A 20,185-nucleotide genomic window follows, 5' to 3' on the forward strand; every position below is an offset into this window, starting at 1 on the left:
CGCACGAGACCGCGGCTGCGCCTACCCGGGCTGTGACGCCAAGGCCTACCGATGCCAGGTCCATCACGTCGTGCACTGGGCCCACCGAGGCCGCACCGCCATCCACTCCATGGTGATGCTCTGCGTCACCCACCACCGCATGATCCACCGCGCCGGCTGGACCATCCACATGGTCGACGGATGGCCAGAGTTCATCCCACCGAAATGGCTGGACTACACCCAAACACCACGACGCAAACCCAAACCACTCGACATACTCCGAACCTGATGCGTACGGCGGAGTTCGATCCGCGACGGGCGGAGTTGAGCACGGACTGTGGCTCGGCTCGGTCAGGAGCAGCGCGCCTCGGCCGCGACCCGCAGTACGCCGGAGAACCAGGGCGTGTACGCATCAGGGGTAGCTGTCATCGACGCGTGGAGGCGGTCGGGCGCCACCCAGTCACATTCGGACACCTCGGCCGGGTCGGGGATCGGGGCGCCGGCGCGCAGGGTGCCGAGGAGCACGTGGTCCCATTCGTCCTCGACCCTGCCGTTCGCCTCGTCGACCGCGCGGTAGGTGTAGACGCCGGCCTCGGTGAGGGGGCCGATGGCGTGCGGGGCCAGGCCGAGCTCGGCGGCCAGGCGGGCGACGGCGGCCGTGGTGACCTCCTGGCCGGGGGCGGGATGGCCGCAGCAGGTGTTGGACCAGCGGGAGGCGAAGCGGGTCTTGACCGCCGCGCGGCGTTGCAGGAGCATCCGGCCGGCGTCGTCGTAGAGGAGCACCGAGAACGCTCGGTGCGGGCGGCCTGGCGCGGTGTGTGCCTCGGCGACCGTGCAGGCGCCGATGGCGGTGCCGGCCCCGTCGACCAGTTCGACGAGCAGTTGTTCGCGATCGTTCACGCCATCTCCAGGGTCGTTCACCGGCGCGCCCTCCACGCGCCGCCGCCGAGTCGATTGTTCGGGTCGGCCCGGGTCTGTGGGGTGCGGCGCGGCGGCGGCGAGCCAGGAACCGCCCGAAGATGGGACAACCCGAACGGCCTAATTTTACCGTCCGCTAACCGAACAGGGGGCCGGCGCGAACCCGAACGGTCCATAGCGTCGGTGGGGTGAGCCATCGACGGTGGTCGTTCTGGGCGGCGTCACCGTCACCGGCAACCGGATCGCCCCCGGCATCCGGTACGAGGTTGCGATCGATGACTCGTCCGGGCGCGGCTACCAGGGGCCGGAGCCGGGCGGCTCGCCCTGACCGAGGCCCAGCGCACCGAGCAGGGTGCGTGCGCAGAGGTCGCGTAGCTGGTCGCGGGTGATCGTGCGGCGGTCCAGCCAGTCCAGGCAGGTGGCGATCACGAAGGCGAGCCAGCCGCGGACCGCTACCCGGTAGATCTCGGCGTCCCGGGCGTCGGGGTCGGCGCCCAGGTCGGCCAGGATCCGGCGTTCCAGCTCGGCGTTGTTCTCCCGCACCACCGCGCGGATGTCGGGGTCGGCGCCGACGGCACCTCGGTGCACGGCCCGGTAGCTGTGCTCGTTCGCCTCGACGTAGCGCAGGAACAGGTCGAGGCCGGTGGCCAGGCGCTCGGTGACCGGGAGCGTCGGGTCGATCTCGGCGAGCTGGGGCAGCCGGCTGGAGGCGTCCTTGATCACGGCGGCGAAGAAGTCCCGCTTGGTCGGGAAGTAGTGGTAGAGCAGGCCGCGCGACACCTCCGCGCGCTCGGCGACCTCCTCGATCCACACCTGCTCGTACGGGCGCTCCGCGAACAGCCGGGCGCCGATCCGCAGCAGCTGTTCGCGCCGCTGCTCGGGGCTCAGTCGCCGGCGGCCGGTGGTCATCGTCCGGACATGTTACTTGACATCGGTTCAATACCGAGCACTATTGAACCGACGTATAACAAGAGGCTGGGGAGGGCGCATGTCGGTGGTGGGTACGGGCGCGATCGAGACCGCCGGGATTCCGCATCCGCGCTGGCGGGTGCCGGTCCTGGGGGATGTGGTCGGGGTGCGGCCGAGCACGATCGTGCAGGACTCGATCCGTATCGGGCGCGAGCTGGGGCCGATCTTCCGGCGGAAGCTGCTCGGGTTCGAGATGGTGTTCGCGTCCGGCGCGGAGATGGTCGCGGAGCTGGTGGACGAGTCGCGGTTCGGGCCGGCGCGCGGGCCGGGCGTCGACTACCTGCGCAACATCGCCGGGGACGGGCTGTTCACCGCGCACAACGACGAGCCGAACTGGCGGCTGGCGCACGACATCCTGATGCCGGCGTTCACGCAGAAGGCGATGCGCGCCTACCACTCGACGATGCTGGACGTGGCCGGCGAGCTGATCGAGTCGTGGGACCGGCGGGTGGGGCGGGCGGCGGTGGACGTGGCCGCCGACATGACCAGGGTGACCTTGGAGACGATCGGGCGGGCCGGGTTCGGGTATGAGTTCGGCTCGTTCCGGCGCGAGCGGCCGCACCCGTTCGTGGCCGCGATGGCCAGGTGCCTGCGGCATGCACAGCGGGTGAACGTGCGGGTTCCGGGGCTCGGGCGGCCGGGCGACCGCCGCTACCGGGCGGACGCGGCGTTCATGGCCGGCGTGGTCGACGAGGTGATCCGGGCCCGCCGCGAGGCCGGCGACCGCCGCACCGACGACCTGCTCGGGCTGATGCTGAACACCGCGCACCCGGACAGCGGGGAGCCGCTGGACGAGGTGAACATCCGCAACCAGGTGATCACCTTCCTGGTCGCGGGGCACGAGACCACCTCGGGCGCGCTGGCGTTCGCGCTGTACTACCTGTCCCGGGACCCGGCCGCGCTGAGCCGGGCGCAGGCCGAGGTGGACCTGGCGTGGGGCGAGCGCGAGCGGCCCGAGTTCGAGCAGGTCGCCAAGCTGCGCCACGTGCGCCGCGCGCTCGACGAGGCGCTGCGGCTGTGGCCGACGGTGCCCGGGTTCGCGCGCCAGGCCAGGGAGGACACCGTGCTGGCCGGCCGCTACCCGGTGCGGAAGGGACAGCCGCTGATCGTGGTCCTGCCGCTGCTGCACCGCGACCCGGTGTGGGGCGTGGACGCCGACGTCTTCGACCCGGACAGGTTCGCTCCCGACCGGGTCCGGAACCGGCCGGCGCACGTGTACAAGCCGTTCGGCACCGGCCTGCGCGCCTGCATCGGCCGGCAGTTCGCCCTGCACGAGGCGGTGCTGGTGCTCGGCCTGCTGCTGAGGCGCTACCGTCCACGCGTGACGCCGGGCTACCAGCTGCGGGTGCGGGAGCTGCTCACCCTCAAGCCTGATGGCTTCGCACTGGAGCTGGAACACCGGAAGATCGGCGCGCACTAGCAAGGCGAAGGGGAGACGAATGGCCACTCTCGGTACGTACGGCATCTGGCGGGTCTCGAACGGGCTGGACGGGCCGCTGGTCGCCGAGCTGGAGAAGCTCGGGTACGGGGCCGTGTGGATCGGGGGGTCGCCGCCGGCGGACCTGCGGTTGGCGGAGGAGCTGCTGGACGCCACCGAGCGGATAGCGGTGGTCACCGGGATCGTGAACATGTGGACCAGCCCGGCGGCCACCGTCGCCGAGTCGTACCACCGGCTCGCGGCGAAGCACCCCGGACGGTTCGTGCTCGGCGTGGGCGTCGGCCACCGCGAGGCCACCCAGGAGTACCGCAAGCCGTACGACACGATCGTCGAGTACCTGGACGCGCTGGACGCCGCTGAGGTCCCGGTCGGCGAGCGGATCCTGGCCGCGCTCGGGCCGAAGGTCACCCGGCTGGCCGGCGAGCGCACCGCCGGCGCGTTCCCGTACCTGATCACCCCGGAGCACACCGCTCAGGCACGCGCGATCCTGGGCGACGGCCCGCTGCTCACCCCGGAGCACAAGGTGGTGCTCGGCACCGACCCGGAGCGGACCCGCCCGATCGCCCGCGAGGCCGTGCTCAACCCGTACCTGCGCTACCGCCTGTCCAACTACCTGAACAACTGGCGCCGGCTCGGGTTCACCGAGGACGACCTGGCCGGGGAGGGCAGCGACCGGTTGATTGACGCGCTGGTGGCCCAGGGCGACGCCGCGACGGTGGCCGCCCGGCTGCGCGAGCACCTCGACGCCGGCGCCGACCACGTGGCGATCCAGCTCGCCACCGAGCCCGGCGCCGACCCGCTGCCGGGCTACCGGGAGCTGGCCGAGGCGTTGGCCTTGGTCTGAGCGCCGCTCACCAGGCGACCGACCGGGCCGACCACCAGCCAGACCACCCAGGCGCCGCAGAGCACGCTGGCCGCCACCGCGGGCAGGTGGTGGCCGGTGTAGAGCTGCGAGGTGGCCACCGCCAACGCGACGGTGCCGGCCAGCGCCCACAGCGCCCGGCCGGTCGCGGTGTCCACATGCTCGCGCAACAGCCACGCCGCCATGCCCGCCGACACCACCGTGGTGGTGCCGGGGCCGGACAGCGCCCGTGAGCTCCAGGCCAGCTCGGGCACGTCGATCACCTCGCCGAACACCCCCTTGCCGACCGCGAGCACGACCGCCACCAGCAGCAGCGACAACACCGCGCTCAGCGCCGGCCACCAGCGCCGGGTCCGCACGGACAGCCATGCGGCCAGCGCCAGCAGGACCAGCGGCACCAGCGTGTCGCCGGAGCGGGACACCAGCCGCACCGTGGGGGTGTTCGCCAGCAGGTGCAGCCACAGCGGGCCGTCGGCGGTGGTCAGCCGGTGGGTCAGCCGCCCGCCGTACAGCTTGTCGAACCGGACCAGCTGGGCGAGCAGGCCCACGGACAGCACGCCGAACGCCACCGCGCCGGCCAGGACGAGGCGAAACACCCAGCGGTCGCGCAACCAGCCGGGCATGTCGTATCGAGGACCGCGCACCTGTCTCCTTCGGCCGAACCCCCGTCACCCCTCAGGGTGACCCGTTCATTCGACCATACCTCGGTAGTAGGTCCGTAGGTGAATTACAGGTGACGCAGCCTCTCAGCAAGGGCCTTCGGGTCGCGCAGGTGTGGGTAGGCCGCCCACACCCTGTCGATCTCCGCGTCCTGGCCGGGCGAGAGCTCCTCGTCCGGGTCCAGGCACCAGCGGCCGGCCAGCACGCCCTCGCGGACCAGCACCTCGTGGATGCCCGGGATGCAGCCGGCGAAGCCGTTGGCGGCGTCGAACACGGCGGCGTTGGCGTCGGTGAGGTCCGCGCCGACGGCGAGCAGCTCGGACGGGATCGCCTCCCCCGCCGTCACCAGCCGGCGCACCCGCGTGTGCAACGCCACAGCGGCCGCCGTCCACACCGCGAACTGGCCGAGCAGCCCGCCCACGATCCGCAGGCCCCCGGGCCACGGCGTGACCAGGTCGGCCACGATGGCGTCGTCGTTGCCGGTGTACAGCGCGACCTCGCCGGCCCGGCCGGAGTCGCCCAGCGCGCGCACCACGTCCAGGGTGCCGTACCTGTCGAACGGCGCGATCTTGACGGCGCGCACGGACGGCAGCTCGAAGAACCGCCGCCAGAACGGGTAGCCGAACGGCCGCCCGCCCACCGCGGGCTGCAGGTAGAAACCGAACAGCGGCAGCACCTCGCCGACGGCGGCCAGCCCGGCCAGGATGTCGTCCTCCGACGCGTCCGGGCCCCAGGAGCTGCCCGCGACCAGCGCCAGGTCGTAGCCCAGCTCCGCGGCGACCGCCGCCTCGGCGACCGCCCGCTCGGTGGGGCCGAGCACGCCGGCCACCCTCAGCAGCTCGGGGGCGTCGGGCAGCTCCTCAACGGCCAGCTCCAGCACCGGCCGGTACAGCCCGACGGCCGGGTCGTGGATGGCGAACTGCGTGGTGTGCACCCCGACCGCCACCCCACCGGCGCCGGCGTCGACATAGTACCTGGTCAGCGCCCGCTGGCGGCCTTCGTCCAGCTTTCGCGACGAGGTCAGCGCCAGCGGATGGGCGGGGATCACCACGCCGTCGCGCAGCGCGCGCTCTCGGACCGCGTCCATCAGAACGAGCCCTTCCGCTGCTGGAAGTGCGTGGGCTTGCCGTGGCTCGGGCCGCCGGCGGCCACCCAGCGGCAGGTCCAGTCCAGCATCTCGGACAGCGACACGCTCGGGTAGCCGAACCGGGCCATGCACCTCGCCGCGTTGGACAGCAGCGCGGTGGGCGCCTCCTCGCCGACGATCACCGCCTCCTTGCCGAGCCGGCGCGCGCACTCCCCGGCCAGCCAGCGCACCGACACCGTCTCCGGGCCGGTTACGTTGAGCACGTCCGGCGGGGACGCGCAGTGCCGCAGCGAGCGCAGCGTGACGGCGTTGACGTCGCCCTGCCAGAGCACGTTCACGCTGCCCATGGTCACGTCCACCGGGTCGCCGGCCCAGACGGTGCTGGCGATGTCGTGCAGCACGCCGTAGCGCAGGTCGATCGCGTAGTTCAGCCGCAGGATCGACATCGGGGTGCCCGCCGTGACCGACGCGTGCTGCAGCAGCCGCTCGCGCCCGAGGCAGGACTGCGCGTACTCGCCGATCGGGCCCGGCTCGGTGTGCTCGTCCGCGCCGCCGGACCCGACGGGCGTGAGCGGGTAGACGTTGCCGGTGGAGAACGCCACGATCCGCGCGCCGGCGAACCGCTCGGCCACCCTGGCCGGCAGGCCGGTGTTCACCGCCCAGGTGACCCACGGGTCGGCGTGCGTGCCGAACTTGCGGCCGACCAGGTAGATCACGTTCTCCGCGTCCGGCAGGGCGGCCAGCTCCGCCGGGTCGGACAGGTCGGCGGGCAGCGCCTCGATGCCGGCGTCGGCGAACTCCTCGCGCCGGCCCGGCTCGGAGAACCGGGACACCGCGATCACCCTCGGCTCGCGCCCCCGGTCCGGGCCCCGGTCGTAGGCCAGCCTGGCCATCCGCGCCAGGCTCAGCCCCAGCTTGCCGCCCGCGCCGAGCAGCAGCAGGTCGCCGGAGAGCCCGGCCAGGTCCGCGACCACGTGCTCGGAGGGCTGCCAGAGGTGTCGTTCGAGGTCGGCCAGGTCGTCGGTGGTCCCCGCGTCACCGGCCAACGTAAGAGTCCCGCCCCGCGACCAGCGCCGCGATCTTGCCGTCCGCCACCGACCTGGGCAGCACCCAGAACCCGCAGTCCGGATGCACCCAACCGATCCGTTCCGCGCCGCCGAGCAGCCCGGCGGCCCGTTCGATCCGCGCCGCCACCTGGTCGGCGGACTCGATCTGGGTGTCCTTGATGTCGATCACTCCAATACCGAACCGCAGGTTGTCCAGATCGGCTAGCTCTTTGAGGTCCTCGGCGTCGCCGCGAGCGGCCTCCAGCACCACATGGTCGGCGCGCAGCCCGGCCAGGAACGGGCGCAGCGCGCGCACCCGGCCGGCCTGCACCCGCTGTCCACCGTAGTTCCCGAAGCACAAATGCACGCTCGGCGCGCCCGGGACCGCGTCCAGCACCCGGTTGATCGCCTCGGCGGCGAGGTCGGCGTCCTCCGGGCGGCCGGGCAGGTGCGCCTCGTCGACCTGGATCACGTCGGCGTCGATGTCGCGGACCTGGTCGGCGAGCACGTCGGCGATGGCCAGCGCGAGCGCGCGCTCGTCGCCGTAGTGTTCGTCCAGCAGCGTGCGGGCCAGCATGTACGGGCTGGTCACGGTGAACTTCAACGGCCCGTCCGCGAGCGCGCGCGCCGAGCGGTACGCGGCCGGCAGGTCCAGCGTGCCCTCGTCCAGCTCGCCCGTGACCACCCCGGCCGGGCGGCGGCGGAACCCCAGGTGCGGCTGTGCGGCGAAGCGCGCGGCATCGGACCTGGTGACCGCCGAACGCACCCCGCCGAGCGGCCGCACGAAGTACTCGATCATGCCGTTGGTCTCGGGGTGGTTGACGTCGAACCGGGACAGCTCGCCGTCGGTCAGCACGTCCACGCCGAGCCGCCGCTGCAACGCCAACACCACCGCCGTGGCGTCGTTGAGCGCCTCCCTGGACGGCGCGGCACGCAGCCACGACGGGACCGGATAGCTTCCGACGAGGGTGGTCTGCAACGTCACTGCGCCAGTTCCTCCAGCACCCGCTGTTTGGTTTCTATGCCCAACCATGCCATCACCACCATGCCGACGGCGGCGATCACACCGAACGCGATGAACACGCTCGACAGCCCCAAGCCGGCGCCCAGCAGCGCGCCGACCAGGATCGGGCCGATCGTGCTGGCCACCCGGTTCAGGCTGCTGCCGGTGGCGGTGGCCCAGGCGCGCATCCGGGTCGGGTACAGCTCGGGGGTGTACAGGTAGAGCCCGGCGGTGACCGGGCTGATGCCCAGGCCCATCAGCAACCCGGCCACGAACAGCACCGGCCACGCCGTGGCCCCCAGCGCGATGGCCACCGCGCCGACCACGCCGCCGACCACGGACAGCGCGAACCCGCCGACGAACCACGGCTTGCGGCCGACCTTGTCCACGGTCAGCGCGAACACGTACTGCTCTACCAGGTAGATGGCGCTCGCCACGGCGGTCAGGCCCAACGCGTCCTGAGTGGGCAGCCCGCCGAGCTTGACGTACAGCGCCGGCAACCAGACGCCGAAGCCGTACAGGATGAAGTACCCGCAGAACCAGATCACCCAGGACAGCGCGGTGCGCCGCCGGTAGTACGGGCTGAACAGCTCGCCGAACCGGGTCGGCTTGACGTCGGCGGGCGCGCGCACCTCGGGCTCCGCCAGCTTTACGCCACGGGAGCGGGCGTCCGCCTCCATCCGGTCCAACAGCACGCCGGCCTCGGCCGACCGGCCCTGCTCGGCCAGCCAGCGCGGTGACTCCGGCAGCTTGAAGTAGGCGACCACCGCGACCACGACCGGCAGCGCGCCGAACACGAACAGCAGCCGCCAGCCCAGCTCAGGGCCGAACAGCTGGAAGAACAACAGCCCGATCAGCGGCGCCAGCAGGATGCCCCAGCTGAAGATGCTCTCGTAGAGCAGCACCGACCGGCCCCGGCTGCGCCCGCGCACGAACTCGTTGAACAGCGCGCCCGCGATCGGCACCTCCGCGCCCAACCCGACACCCTGCAGCAGCCGCAGCACCAGCAGCGACTCGAAGCTCCACGCCGCGGCCGCCGCCAGGCTCAGCAGCCCGAAGATGGCCAGCGAGATGATGAACCCGAGCCGGCGCCCGTAGCGCTCGGCCAGCATGCCCAGGGTGAGCGCGCCGATGAACTGGCCGACGTAGGCCGCGCTGATCAGCACCCCCGCCATGGCGAAGTCGACGTGGAACGTGTTGATCACCACGGTCAGCACGGCCCCGATGACCAGCGAGTCGAACGCGTCGAAGAACGTCCCCACCCCGAGCAGGGACGCGACCCGGAGGTGCACCCGCCCGAACGGCAACCGCTCCAGCCTCGCCACCGTGTCGTCGGCGGCCCTGGTCATGCCCTCGCTCATGTTCGCCTCGATCCCGTCGTTGGGGTCGTGATGCTCGCCCGGTGGTGCTCAACGATCAGGTTTAGTGCCTCGTCGCCGGGCAGGCTCCACAGCTCGTCGCTGAAGATCTCCACCTCGATCGGGCCGGAGTATCCCGCCGAGGCCACCGCCCGGCCCAGCTCGTCCAGCGGGATACAGCCCTCGCCCATCAGGCCCCGGCCGGTGAGCACGCCCTCGGGCAGCGGCGTGACCCAGTCCGAGACCTGGTAGGCCGCGATCCGGTCGCCGGCGCGGCGGATCGCGGCGTCCAGCCCGGGGTCCCACCAGACGTGGTAGGCGTCGACGATCACGCCGACGGCGTCCGCCGGGTGCGCCTCGGCGATGTCCAGCGCCTGGTCCAGGGTGCTCACCACGCAGCGGTCCGAGCAGAACATCGGGTGCAGCGGTTCGATGGCCAGCCGGACCCCGCGCTCGCGGGCGTACGGGGCCAGCTCGGCGACCGCGTCGGCCACGTGGGCGCGGGCGCCGGCCAGGTCGGTGCTCCCGTCCGGGAGGCCGCCGGAGACGAGCACCAGCACGTCGGTGCCCACGGCGGCGGTCTCGTCCACGGCGCGGCGGTTGTCGTCGTGGCGCCGCCGGCGTTCGGCGGGGTCGACGGCGGTGAAGAAGCCGCCCCGGCACAGCGACGTGACCTCCAGCCCGGCGTCGTGCACCAGCGCGGCGGCCTTGGCGGTGCCCAGCTCGGCGACGTCCTCGCGCCACAGCCCGACCCCGCCGACGCCGCGCCGCGCGCAGCCGTCGACGAGCTCGGCCACCGACCACTGCCGGATCGACGCGCGGTTGATGCTGAGGGTCATCCGGTCACTCCGGCGAGCGCGAGCAACAGCCGCATCCGGGCGGCGGCCAGCTCCGGGTCCGGGTAGAGCCCGGCGCGGTCGGCGAGCACGAACAGCTCGGCCAGGTGCGGCAGCGACCGCGCGCTCTGCATCCCGGACACCATGGTGAAGTGCGCCTGGTGGCCGGCCAGCCAGGCCAGGAACACGATGCCCGTCTTGTAGTGGTAGGTCGGCTCCCCGAACAAATGCCTGGCCAGCGGCAACGTCGGCTCGAACGCACGCCGGTATCCGTCGGTGTCGCCGTCGTCCAGCGCGGCCAGCGCGGTCGCGGCGGCCGGGGCGATCGGGTCGAACACCCCGAGCAGGGCGTCGCTGTGACCGATGTCGTCCCCGGCGATCAGCTCCGGGTAGTTGAAGTCGTCGCCGGTGTAGCAGCGCACCCCGGCCGGCAGCCGCCGGCGCAGCGCCACCTCCCGGTCGGCGTCGAGCAGCGACACCTTGACGCCGTCCACCTTCTCCGGATGCGCGCCGATGATCGACACGAACGCGTCGGTGGCGGCGTCCAGGTTGTCGCTGCCCCAGTAGCCGGCCAGCGCCGGGTCGAACATCGGCCCGAGCCAGTGCAGCACCACCGGCCGGCGCACCTGGCGCAGCAGCGCGCCGTACACCGCCGCGTAGTCCTCCGGGCCGCTCGCGGCCGTGACCAGCGCCCGGCTGGCCATGATCACCGGCGTGGCGCCGGCCGCCTCCACCAGCTCCAGCTGCTCCTCGTACGCCGCGCGCACCGCGTCCAGGCCATGCTCGCCCGGCGGCAACTGGTCGGTGCCCGCGCCACAGACCAGCGCACCGCCCACGCTGGCCGCCTCCGCCGCCGACCGGCGGATCAGCTCGGCGGTGGCCGGCCAGTCCAGGCCCATGCCGCGCTGCGCGGTGTCCATCGCGTCGGCCACCCCGAGCCCGTGCCGCCACAGGTGGTGCCGAAACGCCAGCGTGGCGTCCCAGTCCAGCACGGCCGGCCGCCCCGGCGTGTTGTCCGCCATCGGATCCGCAACCACATGCGCCGCCGCATACGCAACCCGTGAGTGGCTAGGGGTGCTATGGCGCCCATTGCCACTCACGGCTTGTTGCATGGAGTACGGCTCGAGGGTGCCGTCCGGCCGGGGCAGCATCACGGACGTCAAGGCGGCGGTCACAGCGCCAGCTCCGGTACGACCAGGCGGCGGCCCTCGGTGGACGAGCGCAGGCCCAGCTCGGCGAGCTGCACGCCCCGGGCGGCCGCGACGAAGTCGTGCTCCCAGGGGTCGCCGTCCACCACGTGGCGCAGGAACGCCTCCCACTGCACCTTGAAGCCGTTGTCGAACGGCTCGTTGTCCGGCACCTCCGCCCACTGCGCGCGGAAGTCCTCGGTCGACTCGATGTCCGGGTTCCACACCGGCTTGGGCGTCACCGAGCGGTGCTGCACCCGGCAGCGGCGCAGCCCGGCCACCGCTGACCCGTGCGTGCCGTCCACCTGGAACTCGACCAGCTCGTCGCGGAACACCCTGGTCGTCCAGGACGAGTTGATCTGCGCGACCACGCCGCCGTCCAGCTCGAAGATGCCGTACACGGCGTCGTCGGCGGTCGCCCGGTACGGCGCGCCGGACTCGTCGACCCGCTCCGGGATGTGCGTGGCGGCCAGCGCCTGCACCCCGCGCACCCGGCCGAACAGGTTGTGCAGCACGTACTCCCAGTGGCAGAACATGTCCAGGGTGACGCCGCCGCCGTCCTCGACGCGGTAGTTCCAGGACGGGCGCTGCGCGGGCTGCCAGTCGCCCTCGAACACCCAGTAGCCGAACTCGCCACGCACCGACAGCAGCCGCCCGAAGAACCCACCGTCGATCAGCCGCTTGAGCTTGCGCAGCCCGGGCAGGAACAGCTTGTCCTGGACGATCCCGGTGCGCACGCCCGCCGACTTCGCGGCCAGCGCCAGCGCCAGCGCCGTGTCCAGCCGCTCGGCCAGCGGCTTCTCCGCGTAGACGTGCTTGCCGGCCTCGATCGCCTGAGTGATCGCCTTGTCGTGCAGGTTGGTGGTCTGCGCGTCGAAGTACACCTGCACGTCGGGCTCGGCGAGCGCCTCGTCCAGGCTGGTGGTCCAGCGGCGCAGTCCGTGCCGGTCCGCGATCGCGCGCAGCTTCGACTCGTTGCGCCCGACCAGCACCGGCTCCGGCCAGATCACCCCCGACCGCGACGGCAGCCCACCCTGCTCACGAATGTCCAAAATGGAGCGCACCAGGTGCTGGTTGTACCCCATGCGCCCGGTGACCCCGTTCATCGCGATCCCGACGCTGATCCGCTCCATCCGTACCCCTGTTCCGCTGTTCCGCTGTTCCGCGAGTCGGGCGTTGTGGCACACCGAGTCGCGCGTTCTGGCACACGGTTCGACACCGGTCGGCGGTCTCGGGTGTGCCGAAAACCGCGACTCACTGTGCTGAAACGCCCGACTCGCGGGTGTGTTGGGCTGGTGCTCGTGCTCGCGCCTTGGTCTCGTGCTCGGGTTGGTAAGCGCTTTCCGGTAAGCGCTTACCGGGCACGGTAGGCTTCGCACCTCGGGCGGGTCAAGGGCCGCGTCGGCATCCGCGCCCGCGGGCCAGGTCGGGGGTGAGCATGGACAGGGGTGGCGGGCGGTACGTGACGCTCGCGCAGGTGGCGCAGGCCGCCGAGGTGTCGCTGGCGACGGCGTCGCGGGTGCTCAACGGCGGGGAGCGGGTGGTGCGGCCGGAGCTTCGGGAGCGGGTGCTCGCGGCCGCGCGCAGGCTTCGGTACGTGCCGAACGCGCAGGCGCAGGCGCTCGCACTGGGCGCCACCGCGACCGTCGGGCTGGTCATGCACGACGTGGGCGACCCCTACTTCGCGGCCATCGCGCGCGGCGCCATCGACGTCGCCACAGAGCACGGCGCCGTGGTCATGCTGGGCAGCACGTTCCGCTCACCGGAGCGCGAGATCGAGTACGTCTCGACGCTGCGGGCCCAGCGGGCGCGGGCGATCCTGCTGGTCGGCAGCGGGTTCGCCGGCGCGGAGTACCTGCGTCCGATGCGCGCCGAGCTGGCCAACTACCGCCGCGCCGGCGGCCGGTACGCGTTCGTCAGCCACCACGACCTGCCCGGTGACGCGGTGCTGCCGGACAACAGGGGCGGCGCGGCCGCGATCGGGCGGGCCCTCGCGGAGCTGGGACATCGGCGGATCGCGGTGGCCGCCGGGCCGCTGGCGATGACCACCGTGCGCAACCGGGTGGACGGCTTCGTGGACGCGCTCGCCGCCGCCGGGGTCGCGCGCGCGGACGTGCGGGTGGTGGAGACCGACTTCAGCGAGGACGGCGGCTACACGGCCGCGCACCGGCTGGTCTCCGAGGGGCTGGACGCCACCGCGTTGTTCTGCACCACCGACGTGATGGCCGTCGGCGCCCTGCTCGCGCTGCGCGAACGCGGCGTCTCGGTGCCCGGCGAGCTGTCCCTGATCGGCTTCGACGACATCCCGATCGTGCGCCACCTGACCCCGTCGCTGTCCACGGTGGCCCTGGACCTGGACCGCATCGGCCGCGAGGCAATGACCCTCGTGCTCGACCCGTCCACCCCGAAACGCGCCCGCCGCGTCACGATCCCCGCCCACCTCGTACTCCGCGACAGCACGGCGAGGGTGCCCGCACACCCACTTCGTACCCGACACACGCACTGAAACCGGTGTGCGGCGCACGAACTGGGTGCGTGACCAATCAGGCAACGGCGGGAATGGGTGCGGACTTCGGCGGGCGGCCTCGGCCGCGTTTGAAGGGGATTACGCGGCCGTTGTTGAGGATCTCGCCGCCCCATACGCCCCAGGGCTCGTTTCTGGCGAGCGCGTCGGCGAGGCATTTCCGCTGGATGGGGCAGGTGCGGCAGAGGGCCTGCGCGCGGCCGAGCTGGTCGGGACGCTCGGCGAACCACAGGTCGGCGTCCTCGTTGAGGCATGGCAGTGCTGTAGATTCCAACATGACAATTCGCTTTCCCCCGACGTGAATGGGATTAGGAGCGGCGAATCACTATGTCGCCGTATGCGGTGCGGGCACGGACCTTGACCTTGTTGTCCGAACGTTCCGGACCGTCGGTGCCTTCCAAGGAGTTGTGCACGGTGCCGTAGGACGAGCCGACGTCGAGCCAGGCGGCGGTGCCTTCCCGGATGCCGATCTCGACCTCGCCGTACGCGGTGGCCAGCTGCACCGAGTCGCGGACCACCTCGCCGACCCGGATGTTGCCGTTGGCGGTCTTGGCGCCGACCCCGGCCTGCGCCTTGTCGACGGTGATGTCGCCGTTCGCGGTGCTCGACCGCAGCTCGCCGGTGACCTCGCCGACCCAGATGTCGCCGTTCAGGTTCTTCACCACGGCGGCGCCGTCGATCTTGCGGATGTTCACCGCGCCGGAGCCGGTGACCTCGCAGTGGCCCTCCGCGCGGTCCACCGTGACGTCGCCGTGGGCCGTCTTCAGCCGCACCGAGCCGGCCTGGTCGACCTCGATGTCGCCGGAGCCGGTGACCAGCCGGCAGTCACCGAGCGGCCCGTCGCAGCGCAGGTCCCCCACCGCCGCCCTGCCGTCCACCCGGGAGCCGGCCGGCAGCTCGACGGTCACGTCGACCGACCCGCCCCGCCCGAACAGGCCGCGCGGCTTCGGCGCCTTGACGTGCAGCCTGCCGTTGGCGTACTCGACGCGGGTCAGCTCGGCGGCCTGCACGTCGGAGTCCCTGGACGACTTCGCAGGGCGCACCTCGACGACCGTGTCGGCGCGGTCCGCCGCGGTGAACCTGATGTTCCCGGCCACCACCTCGACGGTGGCCGAGATCGGTTCGGGCGTGTCGAAGGCTGGCATGGCGGTGGCCCTTCCCCGGTTGTCGAGTGCCCTAGCGAACCCAGCCGGTGTAGCGCTGGCCGCCGGTGGCGGTGCGCCGCCCGGACGGGCGGGTGTCGCAGCCCTCGGGCTCCAGGGCGGCCGCCGCGACCCGGACCAGCCAGGCGTTGACCGAGAGGCTGACCAGGCCGGCGGCCTCCTCGATCCGGCTCTTGAGGTGGTCGGGCAGCCGGAAGTTGATCCGTGACGTGCCGCCGTCGTCGCCTTCCATCGGCGGCGGCGGCGCGGGCGCCCGTACCCCGCCCGGCCCGGCCTGGTAGCCCTCGTCGGCGTCCTCGATCGGCTGGCCGGCCGGCAGCGGCGTCACCACGAACTCCGGGTCCAGCCCGCGCAGCCGCACCTCCACCGAACCCGGGGCCAGCTCGCGGGTGATCTCGTCCGCGGCGGCGGACAGCGCGTTCAACAGCGTCAGCCGGACCGTCGACTCCAGCGGCGCGGTGAGCCGCTCGGCGAGCGCGCGGGTGTCCTCGCCGCCGGCCTCGGCCGCCAGCGCGAGCTCGCGGCGAAGGTTGTCGACATACGGCGTCAAATCCATGACGCCATGATGACACCACGATGACGTCACCGCAACCGCATATGGCTCAAGGTGGCGCCATGCGGTGCCCGGGGCGGCGTTGTGCTGGCTCATCGTCGGCTCAGGTGCTGACGAGCAGCGGCAGCGCCTCGACGCCGTTCGTGATCGTCGAGGACATGAACACCGGCGGGGCGGCCGGGTCGGTGCGCAGCTCACGGTAGGTGTCCAACAGGATGTTCAGCACCACCCGCCCCTCCAGCCGGGCCAGCGGCGCGCCGATGCAGAAGTGCACGCCCCGGCCGAACCCGAGGTGCGGGTTGGGGTCGCGGGTCGGGTCGAACACGTCCGGGTCGGCGAACTGGCGCGGGTCCCGGTTCGCCGAGGACAGCCACACCACCAGCATCTGGTCGGGCGGCACCCGGCGACCACCGATCTCGGCCTCGACCTGGGTGGCCCTGATGACCTGCGTGAACGGGCTGGCGAACCGCACCGACTCCTCGATCAGGCCCGGCACCAGCGACCTGTCCGCGCGCACCTGGGCTGCCCGGTCCGGGTGAGCGTCCAGGCAGAGCACGCTGCTGCCGAGCAGCAGGGTGGTGGTGATGTGCCCGGCGAGCAGCAGCAGGCCCGCGAAGGTCGCCACCTCGGTGTCGGTCAGCCGCTCGCCGTCGACCTCGGCCTGGACCAGCTGGGTCAGCAGGTCCGCCCTCGGCCGGCGCCTGCGTTCGAGGGCGTGTTCGAGCAGGTAGGCGTTGATCCGGTCGGTGACCGCCTGGCTGTCCGCGATGGCCTGCATCCGGGTCTGCTCGTCGTCGCCGGGGCCGAACTCGTTGTCGCTGTTCAGCAGCTCGTCCGCCCAGGTCCGGAACAGCTGGCGGTCGCTGCTGGGCACGCCGAGCAGCTCGGCGATGACGATCACCGGAAGCGGGTGGGCCAGGTCGGCGACCAGCTCGAGCCGGTCCCGGCCGGCCACCTCGCCGAGCAGCTCGTGGGTGATCTCGGCGATCCTCGGCTCCAGGTCGGCCACCACCTTCCGGCTGAACGCGCGGCTGACCAGGTTGCGCAGCTTGCGGTGGTCGGGCGGGTCCATCCGGAGCAGGTCGCCCTCGCCGGGGGCGTCCGCGTTGGGGTCGAACAGCCGGTTGATGTTCGAGGAGAACGTCCGGGGGTTGCCGAGGATCTCGACCGCCTCCGGATAGCCGTGCACGTGCCACACGCCGTGCTCCTCGTCGAACTCGACGGGCCGTTCCGGTCGGCGCCCGTTCGGCCACAGCCGCCGGGGGCCGATCGCCTCGGCGATGCTCGTTCCTGTCATGGGGATCTCCTCTCCCGGGCCGGTGGTGACGCACGCGGGCATGCGCGCACGCCACCACCGGCGAGGTGCGGTCAGGCCCGACGGACCACGATGTCGCCGGACTGGGTCTGCGCGCGCAGGTGGACCGCCGGCTCGGACCGGTCGGGGGCGTCGACCTCGGCCAGCTCGTTGCGGACCGCGCCGTGCTTGGTGTTCACGTCGAGCTTGGCCGCGACGCCGGAGCGCACGCCGACCTCGATCTCGCCGTACGCGGTCTCCAGGTCCACCGAGTCGCGCGCCACCTCGCCGACCCGGACGTTGCCGTAGGAGGTCTTGGCGGTCAGGGCGGCGTGCGCCTTGGCCACGGCGATGTCGCCGTGCGAGCTCTTGAGCTCGGTCGCGCCCTCGACCTCGCCGACCTCGATCTGGCCGCTCTCGGTGGCGAGCCGGCACTCCCCGAGCCGGCCCTCGCAGCGCAGCGGCCCCATCCCGAGGCTCGCGGTGACCCGCGAGCCGGCCGGCAGCTCGACCACCACGTCGACCGAGCCGCCCTTGCCGAACATCTGGCGCTTCTCCGGGCCCGTGACCCGCAGCTCGCCGTCGGCGAACTCGACCTGGGTGTCCTCGGCGGCCTTCACGTCGGCCTTGCTGGACCCGTTGGTCGGGCGCACCTCGACGGCGGTGTCGGCGCGGTCGGACGCGGCGACCCTGACGTCGCCGAAGCCGATCTTGATGGCGGCGGTGACCGGTCCGGCGGTGTCGAACGTGGGCATGTCGTCCCCTTCTGATCCAAGTGTCCGCGCGGCCAGCGCCACGCTGGCACCACTATGGCATCACTATGGCGCCACAGCAACCTAATCATCGCGGACCGTGGTGCCAGTTGGTGGCGTACACGCAGGTAGACGCGCCGAAACGGCGGTGACACGCCGAAACAAGTGTCAGTTGATATCGTGGCGCCGAACCGGTAACCAGGTTCGATGTAGAGCGATCAAATCCTTGGGGGGAACGCTCGCGGCGAGAAGGGGTGCAGGCGGTGGCTCGACCAAGGGTTCCGCTGATCTCGAAGCGCAAGGCGCTCGAGGTCGCCCTGGAGATCATCGACACCGAGGGCATCGACGCGCTCAGCATCCGCCGGCTGGCCGACCGCCTGAAGGTCAACGGCGCCTCGCTCTACCACCACTTCAAGAACAAGGACGCGATCCTGGCCGGCGCCGCGGCGGTGGCGCTGGAAGAGGTGCGGGCGCCGCGGACCGAGGGCGAGCCGTGGCGGGTCTGGCTGCTGCGCGACGCCCGCCGGCTGCGCCAGGCGTTCCGGGACCACCCCGACCTGGTCCCGGTCATGCTCAGCAACCGGCCGCTGGGCATCGGCGCCGCCCAGGTCGACGCCACCGTGCTCCTGCTGGAGTCCGCGCAGGTCCCGGTCGGCGCCATCGCCCCGATGCTGGAGGCGCTGGAGCTCTACGCCGTCGGCAGCGCGCTGCACGAGACCCGGAGCGCCGCCGCCGCCGACAGGGACGACGAGACCGCCGCGCCCCGGCTGGCCGAGGCCGCCAAGCAGCGCGCTCTGGAGCCGGACGAGATCTTCGACCTGGTCTGCGAGAAGATCATCGACACGGTGGTGGAGGCCGCCGCCGAGCGCGGTCAGTCCATGCCGAGCGGACCCGCCGACTCGCCGGACAGGAACTGGCGCACGAACGGGTCCTCGGACGCGAAGGCCTCGTCCGCCTCGCCGTAGTGCACGACCCGCCCCTTCCAGATCAGCCCGACGTAGTCGCTGACCTTGCGCGCGGTCCGGATGTCGTGCGTGACCAGCAGGTACGTCCCCCGGTGCTCGCTGTGCATGTCCAGGATCAGGTCGTTGAGCAGGCTGGTGCGCACCGGGTCGAGCCCGGAGTCCGGCTCGTCGAAGAACACGATCGCCGGGTCCATCACCAGCGCGCGGGCGAACCCGGCCCGCTTGCGCATGCCGCCGGAGACCTCGTTGGGCAGCTTCGTCCATGACCGCTCCAGCCCCACCTCGGTGAGCCGGCGCATCACGATCTCGCGGATCTCGTCCTCGGTCTTGTCGGTGTGCTTGCGCAGCGGGAACGCCGTGTTGTCGAAGATGTTCATCGACCCGAACAGGGCGCCGTCCTGGAACAGCACGCCCATCCGGGTGCGCAGCTCGTAGCGCTCCTTCGCGGAGATCTTCCAGATGTCCCTGCCGAAGATCAGCACCTCGCCGTCGTCCGGCTCCAGCAGCCCGACGAGGTGCTTGATCAGCACGCTCTTGCCGGTGCCGGACGGGCCGAGGATCGTGGTGATCGCGTCGTCGGCGAACATCAGGTCCAGGCCGGTGAGCACGTCGAACGCGCCGAACGACTTGTGCAGGTTGCGCACCTGGATGCTGTGCGCGACGCCGTTGCCGGCCCCGTTGCGCGCACTGTCCACAGCCCCGCCGAAGGACATGACACCCCCGCATGATCTGGCCGACCGGACCGGTCGTGATGCCGGCCACAGCGTACCCGAACGACGCTTGGTTACCCGCCCGGGGTGACGGTAGCGGTGGATCTCGCCCGCACACCCGGTTCGGCCGCCGCACATGCACTGAGGCAGGTGTGCAGAGCACGAACCGGGTGTGCGAGCGGCCGGGGGCGCCGGTGCTGATCGCGGCGGGTGGGGCGTCGATCGCGCTGTACGCGACGGCGATCGCGCGGGCGCTCGGTGCCGAGCGGGTCGACCTGGTCGGGGGGAACGGGTTCCTGCGGGGCACGGCGGAGCGGTTGGGCGCGAACCTGCTGGACGAGGAGTTCCCGCGCCGGCTCGGGCCGTACCCGATCACGGTGGACGCGAGCGGCGACGTCGACGGGTTGGCGTGCGCGCTGCGTTCCACCGAGCCGGAGGGGGTGTGCACGAGCATCGGCATCTACTTCGCGGAGACCACCCCGGTGCCGCTGCTGGAGATGTACACCAACGGGATCCGGTTCCACACCGGGCGGGTGCACGCGCGGCCGGCCATGCCGGCGATCCTGGAGCTGGTGCGCGACGGGCGGTTCCGGCCCGAGCTGGTGACCGGCGAGACCGCCACCTGGGAGCGGGCGGCCGAGGCCGTGGCCGGGCACCGGAGCAAGCTGGTGGTCACCCGGGAGGATGCCTAGACGGGCGGGGCCGGGACAGCGGGTCGGCGGCGCGCTCGGGCTCGGGGCCGAACAGGACGGCGGTGTCCACCAGGATCGCGGTGACCACCAGGACGGCGGCCAGCGCCAGCACGGCGGCGGTGAACATGTGGGTGCCCTGGGCCGCGTAGAGCAGGACCAGCATGCAGGCCACGACCACCGTCACTCGAC

At 72.2% G+C, this 20,185-nt stretch carries 23 protein-coding genes; 6 read left to right on the top strand and 17 right to left on the bottom strand.

Translation table 11 applies throughout. The features are described from left to right. A partial coding sequence (locus N912_RS63980; protein WP_169748003.1) for an HNH endonuclease signature motif containing protein occupies positions 1-268 on the top strand: 268 nt, incomplete at its 5' end. 62 nt (positions 269-330) lie between these two features. Here the strand turns inward: N912_RS63980 and idi are convergent. Then, a complete protein-coding gene (gene idi, locus N912_RS0133670) occupies positions 331-879 on the bottom strand; it encodes an isopentenyl-diphosphate Delta-isomerase (protein WP_028925875.1) in 549 nt (182 codons plus the stop codon). A 312-nt stretch (positions 880-1,191) separates the two neighbouring features. After that, positions 1,192-1,806, bottom strand: a complete 615-nt coding sequence (locus N912_RS0133680) for a TetR/AcrR family transcriptional regulator (protein ID WP_028925876.1) — start codon at positions 1,804-1,806, stop codon at positions 1,192-1,194. Positions 1,807-1,885: 79 nt separating this feature from the next. On the opposite strand from N912_RS0133680, the gene N912_RS0133685 reads away from it, so the two are divergent. Beyond that, the gene (locus N912_RS0133685) at positions 1,886-3,286 is read left to right on the top strand and encodes a cytochrome P450 (protein WP_028925877.1); all 1,401 of its coding nucleotides are present in this window, start codon (positions 1,886-1,888) and stop codon (positions 3,284-3,286) included. A gap of 19 nt (positions 3,287-3,305) precedes the next feature. Beyond that, the gene (locus N912_RS0133690; RefSeq protein WP_028925878.1) at positions 3,306-4,148 is read left to right on the top strand and encodes an LLM class F420-dependent oxidoreductase; all 843 of its coding nucleotides are present in this window, start codon (positions 3,306-3,308) and stop codon (positions 4,146-4,148) included. Here N912_RS0133690 and N912_RS0133695 read toward each other — a convergent pair. The 8 genes from N912_RS0133695 to N912_RS0133730 all read right to left on the bottom strand — a co-directional run bounded on the left by N912_RS0133695 (position 4,112) and on the right by N912_RS0133730 (position 12,476). Then, entirely contained in the window at positions 4,112-4,810 is a 699-nt protein-coding gene (locus N912_RS0133695; protein ID WP_156994219.1) for a hypothetical protein, read from the bottom strand. The two genes, N912_RS0133690 and N912_RS0133695, sit on opposite strands and share 37 nt — an antisense overlap. Positions 4,811-4,893: 83 nt before the next feature. Continuing rightward, positions 4,894-5,913 (bottom strand): dihydrodipicolinate synthase family protein, encoded by a 1,020-nt coding sequence (locus N912_RS0133700; RefSeq protein ID WP_037068060.1) that lies wholly within the window; start codon positions 5,911-5,913, stop codon positions 4,894-4,896. Further along, a complete protein-coding gene (locus N912_RS0133705) occupies positions 5,913-6,959 on the bottom strand; it encodes an NAD-dependent epimerase/dehydratase family protein (protein WP_245645618.1) in 1,047 nt (348 codons plus the stop codon). Before N912_RS0133705 ends, N912_RS0133700 begins: the two co-directional genes overlap by 1 nt. Continuing rightward, positions 6,949-7,944 (bottom strand): cobalamin-independent methionine synthase II family protein, encoded by a 996-nt coding sequence (locus N912_RS0133710; protein ID WP_028925882.1) that lies wholly within the window; start codon positions 7,942-7,944, stop codon positions 6,949-6,951. The genes N912_RS0133705 and N912_RS0133710 overlap by 11 nt, the downstream gene beginning before the upstream one ends. Beyond that, positions 7,941-9,323, bottom strand: a complete 1,383-nt coding sequence (locus N912_RS0133715; protein WP_051581177.1) for an MFS transporter — start codon at positions 9,321-9,323, stop codon at positions 7,941-7,943. The genes N912_RS0133710 and N912_RS0133715 overlap by 4 nt, the downstream gene beginning before the upstream one ends. Next, the gene (locus N912_RS0133720; RefSeq protein ID WP_028925884.1) at positions 9,320-10,159 is read right to left on the bottom strand and encodes a sugar phosphate isomerase/epimerase family protein; all 840 of its coding nucleotides are present in this window, start codon (positions 10,157-10,159) and stop codon (positions 9,320-9,322) included. The genes N912_RS0133715 and N912_RS0133720 overlap by 4 nt, the downstream gene beginning before the upstream one ends. Then, positions 10,156-11,319, bottom strand: coding sequence for a dihydrodipicolinate synthase family protein (locus N912_RS0133725; protein ID WP_245645640.1), 1,164 nt, complete (start codon positions 11,317-11,319; stop codon positions 10,156-10,158). Before N912_RS0133725 ends, N912_RS0133720 begins: the two co-directional genes overlap by 4 nt. Before the next feature lie 8 nt (positions 11,320-11,327). Beyond that, positions 11,328-12,476, bottom strand: a complete 1,149-nt coding sequence (locus N912_RS0133730) for a Gfo/Idh/MocA family protein (protein ID WP_028925886.1) — start codon at positions 12,474-12,476, stop codon at positions 11,328-11,330. A gap of 305 nt (positions 12,477-12,781) precedes the next feature. Between N912_RS0133730 and N912_RS0133735 the strand changes: the two genes are divergently transcribed. Next, positions 12,782-13,849 (top strand): LacI family DNA-binding transcriptional regulator, encoded by a 1,068-nt coding sequence (locus tag N912_RS0133735; protein WP_028925887.1) that lies wholly within the window; start codon positions 12,782-12,784, stop codon positions 13,847-13,849. A 37-nt stretch (positions 13,850-13,886) separates the two neighbouring features. On the opposite strand, the gene N912_RS62615 is transcribed toward N912_RS0133735, so the two are convergent. From N912_RS62615 to N912_RS0133755, 5 genes are all read right to left on the bottom strand, one after another. After that, complete coding sequence (locus N912_RS62615) at positions 13,887-14,144, bottom strand: WhiB family transcriptional regulator (protein ID WP_084211452.1); 258 nt, start codon at positions 14,142-14,144, stop codon at positions 13,887-13,889. Between the two features lie 31 nt (positions 14,145-14,175). Continuing rightward, positions 14,176-15,012 carry a DUF4097 family beta strand repeat-containing protein gene (locus N912_RS0133740; protein WP_028925888.1) on the bottom strand — a complete coding sequence of 279 codons (837 nt, stop codon included), beginning with the start codon at positions 15,010-15,012 and terminating at the stop codon, positions 14,176-14,178. Between the two features lie 31 nt (positions 15,013-15,043). Beyond that, positions 15,044-15,586, bottom strand: coding sequence for a hypothetical protein (locus N912_RS0133745; protein WP_028925889.1), 543 nt, complete (start codon positions 15,584-15,586; stop codon positions 15,044-15,046). A 100-nt stretch (positions 15,587-15,686) separates the two neighbouring features. After that, positions 15,687-16,880 (bottom strand): cytochrome P450, encoded by a 1,194-nt coding sequence (locus tag N912_RS0133750; RefSeq protein WP_028925890.1) that lies wholly within the window; start codon positions 16,878-16,880, stop codon positions 15,687-15,689. A 71-nt stretch (positions 16,881-16,951) separates the two neighbouring features. Then, entirely contained in the window at positions 16,952-17,632 is a 681-nt protein-coding gene (locus N912_RS0133755; RefSeq protein ID WP_028925891.1) for a DUF4097 family beta strand repeat-containing protein, read from the bottom strand. Between the two features lie 260 nt (positions 17,633-17,892). On the opposite strand from N912_RS0133755, the gene N912_RS0133760 reads away from it, so the two are divergent. Beyond that, a complete protein-coding gene (locus N912_RS0133760; RefSeq protein ID WP_028925892.1) occupies positions 17,893-18,594 on the top strand; it encodes a TetR/AcrR family transcriptional regulator in 702 nt (233 codons plus the stop codon). On the opposite strand, the gene N912_RS0133765 is transcribed toward N912_RS0133760, so the two are convergent. Further along, the gene (locus N912_RS0133765) at positions 18,501-19,307 is read right to left on the bottom strand and encodes an ABC transporter ATP-binding protein (protein ID WP_051581178.1); all 807 of its coding nucleotides are present in this window, start codon (positions 19,305-19,307) and stop codon (positions 18,501-18,503) included. The two genes, N912_RS0133760 and N912_RS0133765, sit on opposite strands and share 94 nt — an antisense overlap. Before the next feature lie 149 nt (positions 19,308-19,456). Between N912_RS0133765 and N912_RS56315 the strand changes: the two genes are divergently transcribed. Further along, the gene (locus N912_RS56315; protein ID WP_051581179.1) at positions 19,457-19,996 is read left to right on the top strand and encodes an MDR/zinc-dependent alcohol dehydrogenase-like family protein; all 540 of its coding nucleotides are present in this window, start codon (positions 19,457-19,459) and stop codon (positions 19,994-19,996) included. Here N912_RS56315 and N912_RS0133775 read toward each other — a convergent pair. Next, positions 19,977-20,180 carry a hypothetical protein gene (locus N912_RS0133775; protein WP_028925894.1) on the bottom strand — a complete coding sequence of 68 codons (204 nt, stop codon included), beginning with the start codon at positions 20,178-20,180 and terminating at the stop codon, positions 19,977-19,979. The two genes, N912_RS56315 and N912_RS0133775, sit on opposite strands and share 20 nt — an antisense overlap. Positions 20,181-20,185: the final 5 nt, after the last annotated feature.

Origin of the sequence: Actinospineispora acaciae DSM 45401, from assembly GCF_000620785.1 — a bacterium.
Lineage (GTDB): Bacteria > Actinomycetota > Actinomycetes > Mycobacteriales > Pseudonocardiaceae > Pseudonocardia > Pseudonocardia acaciae.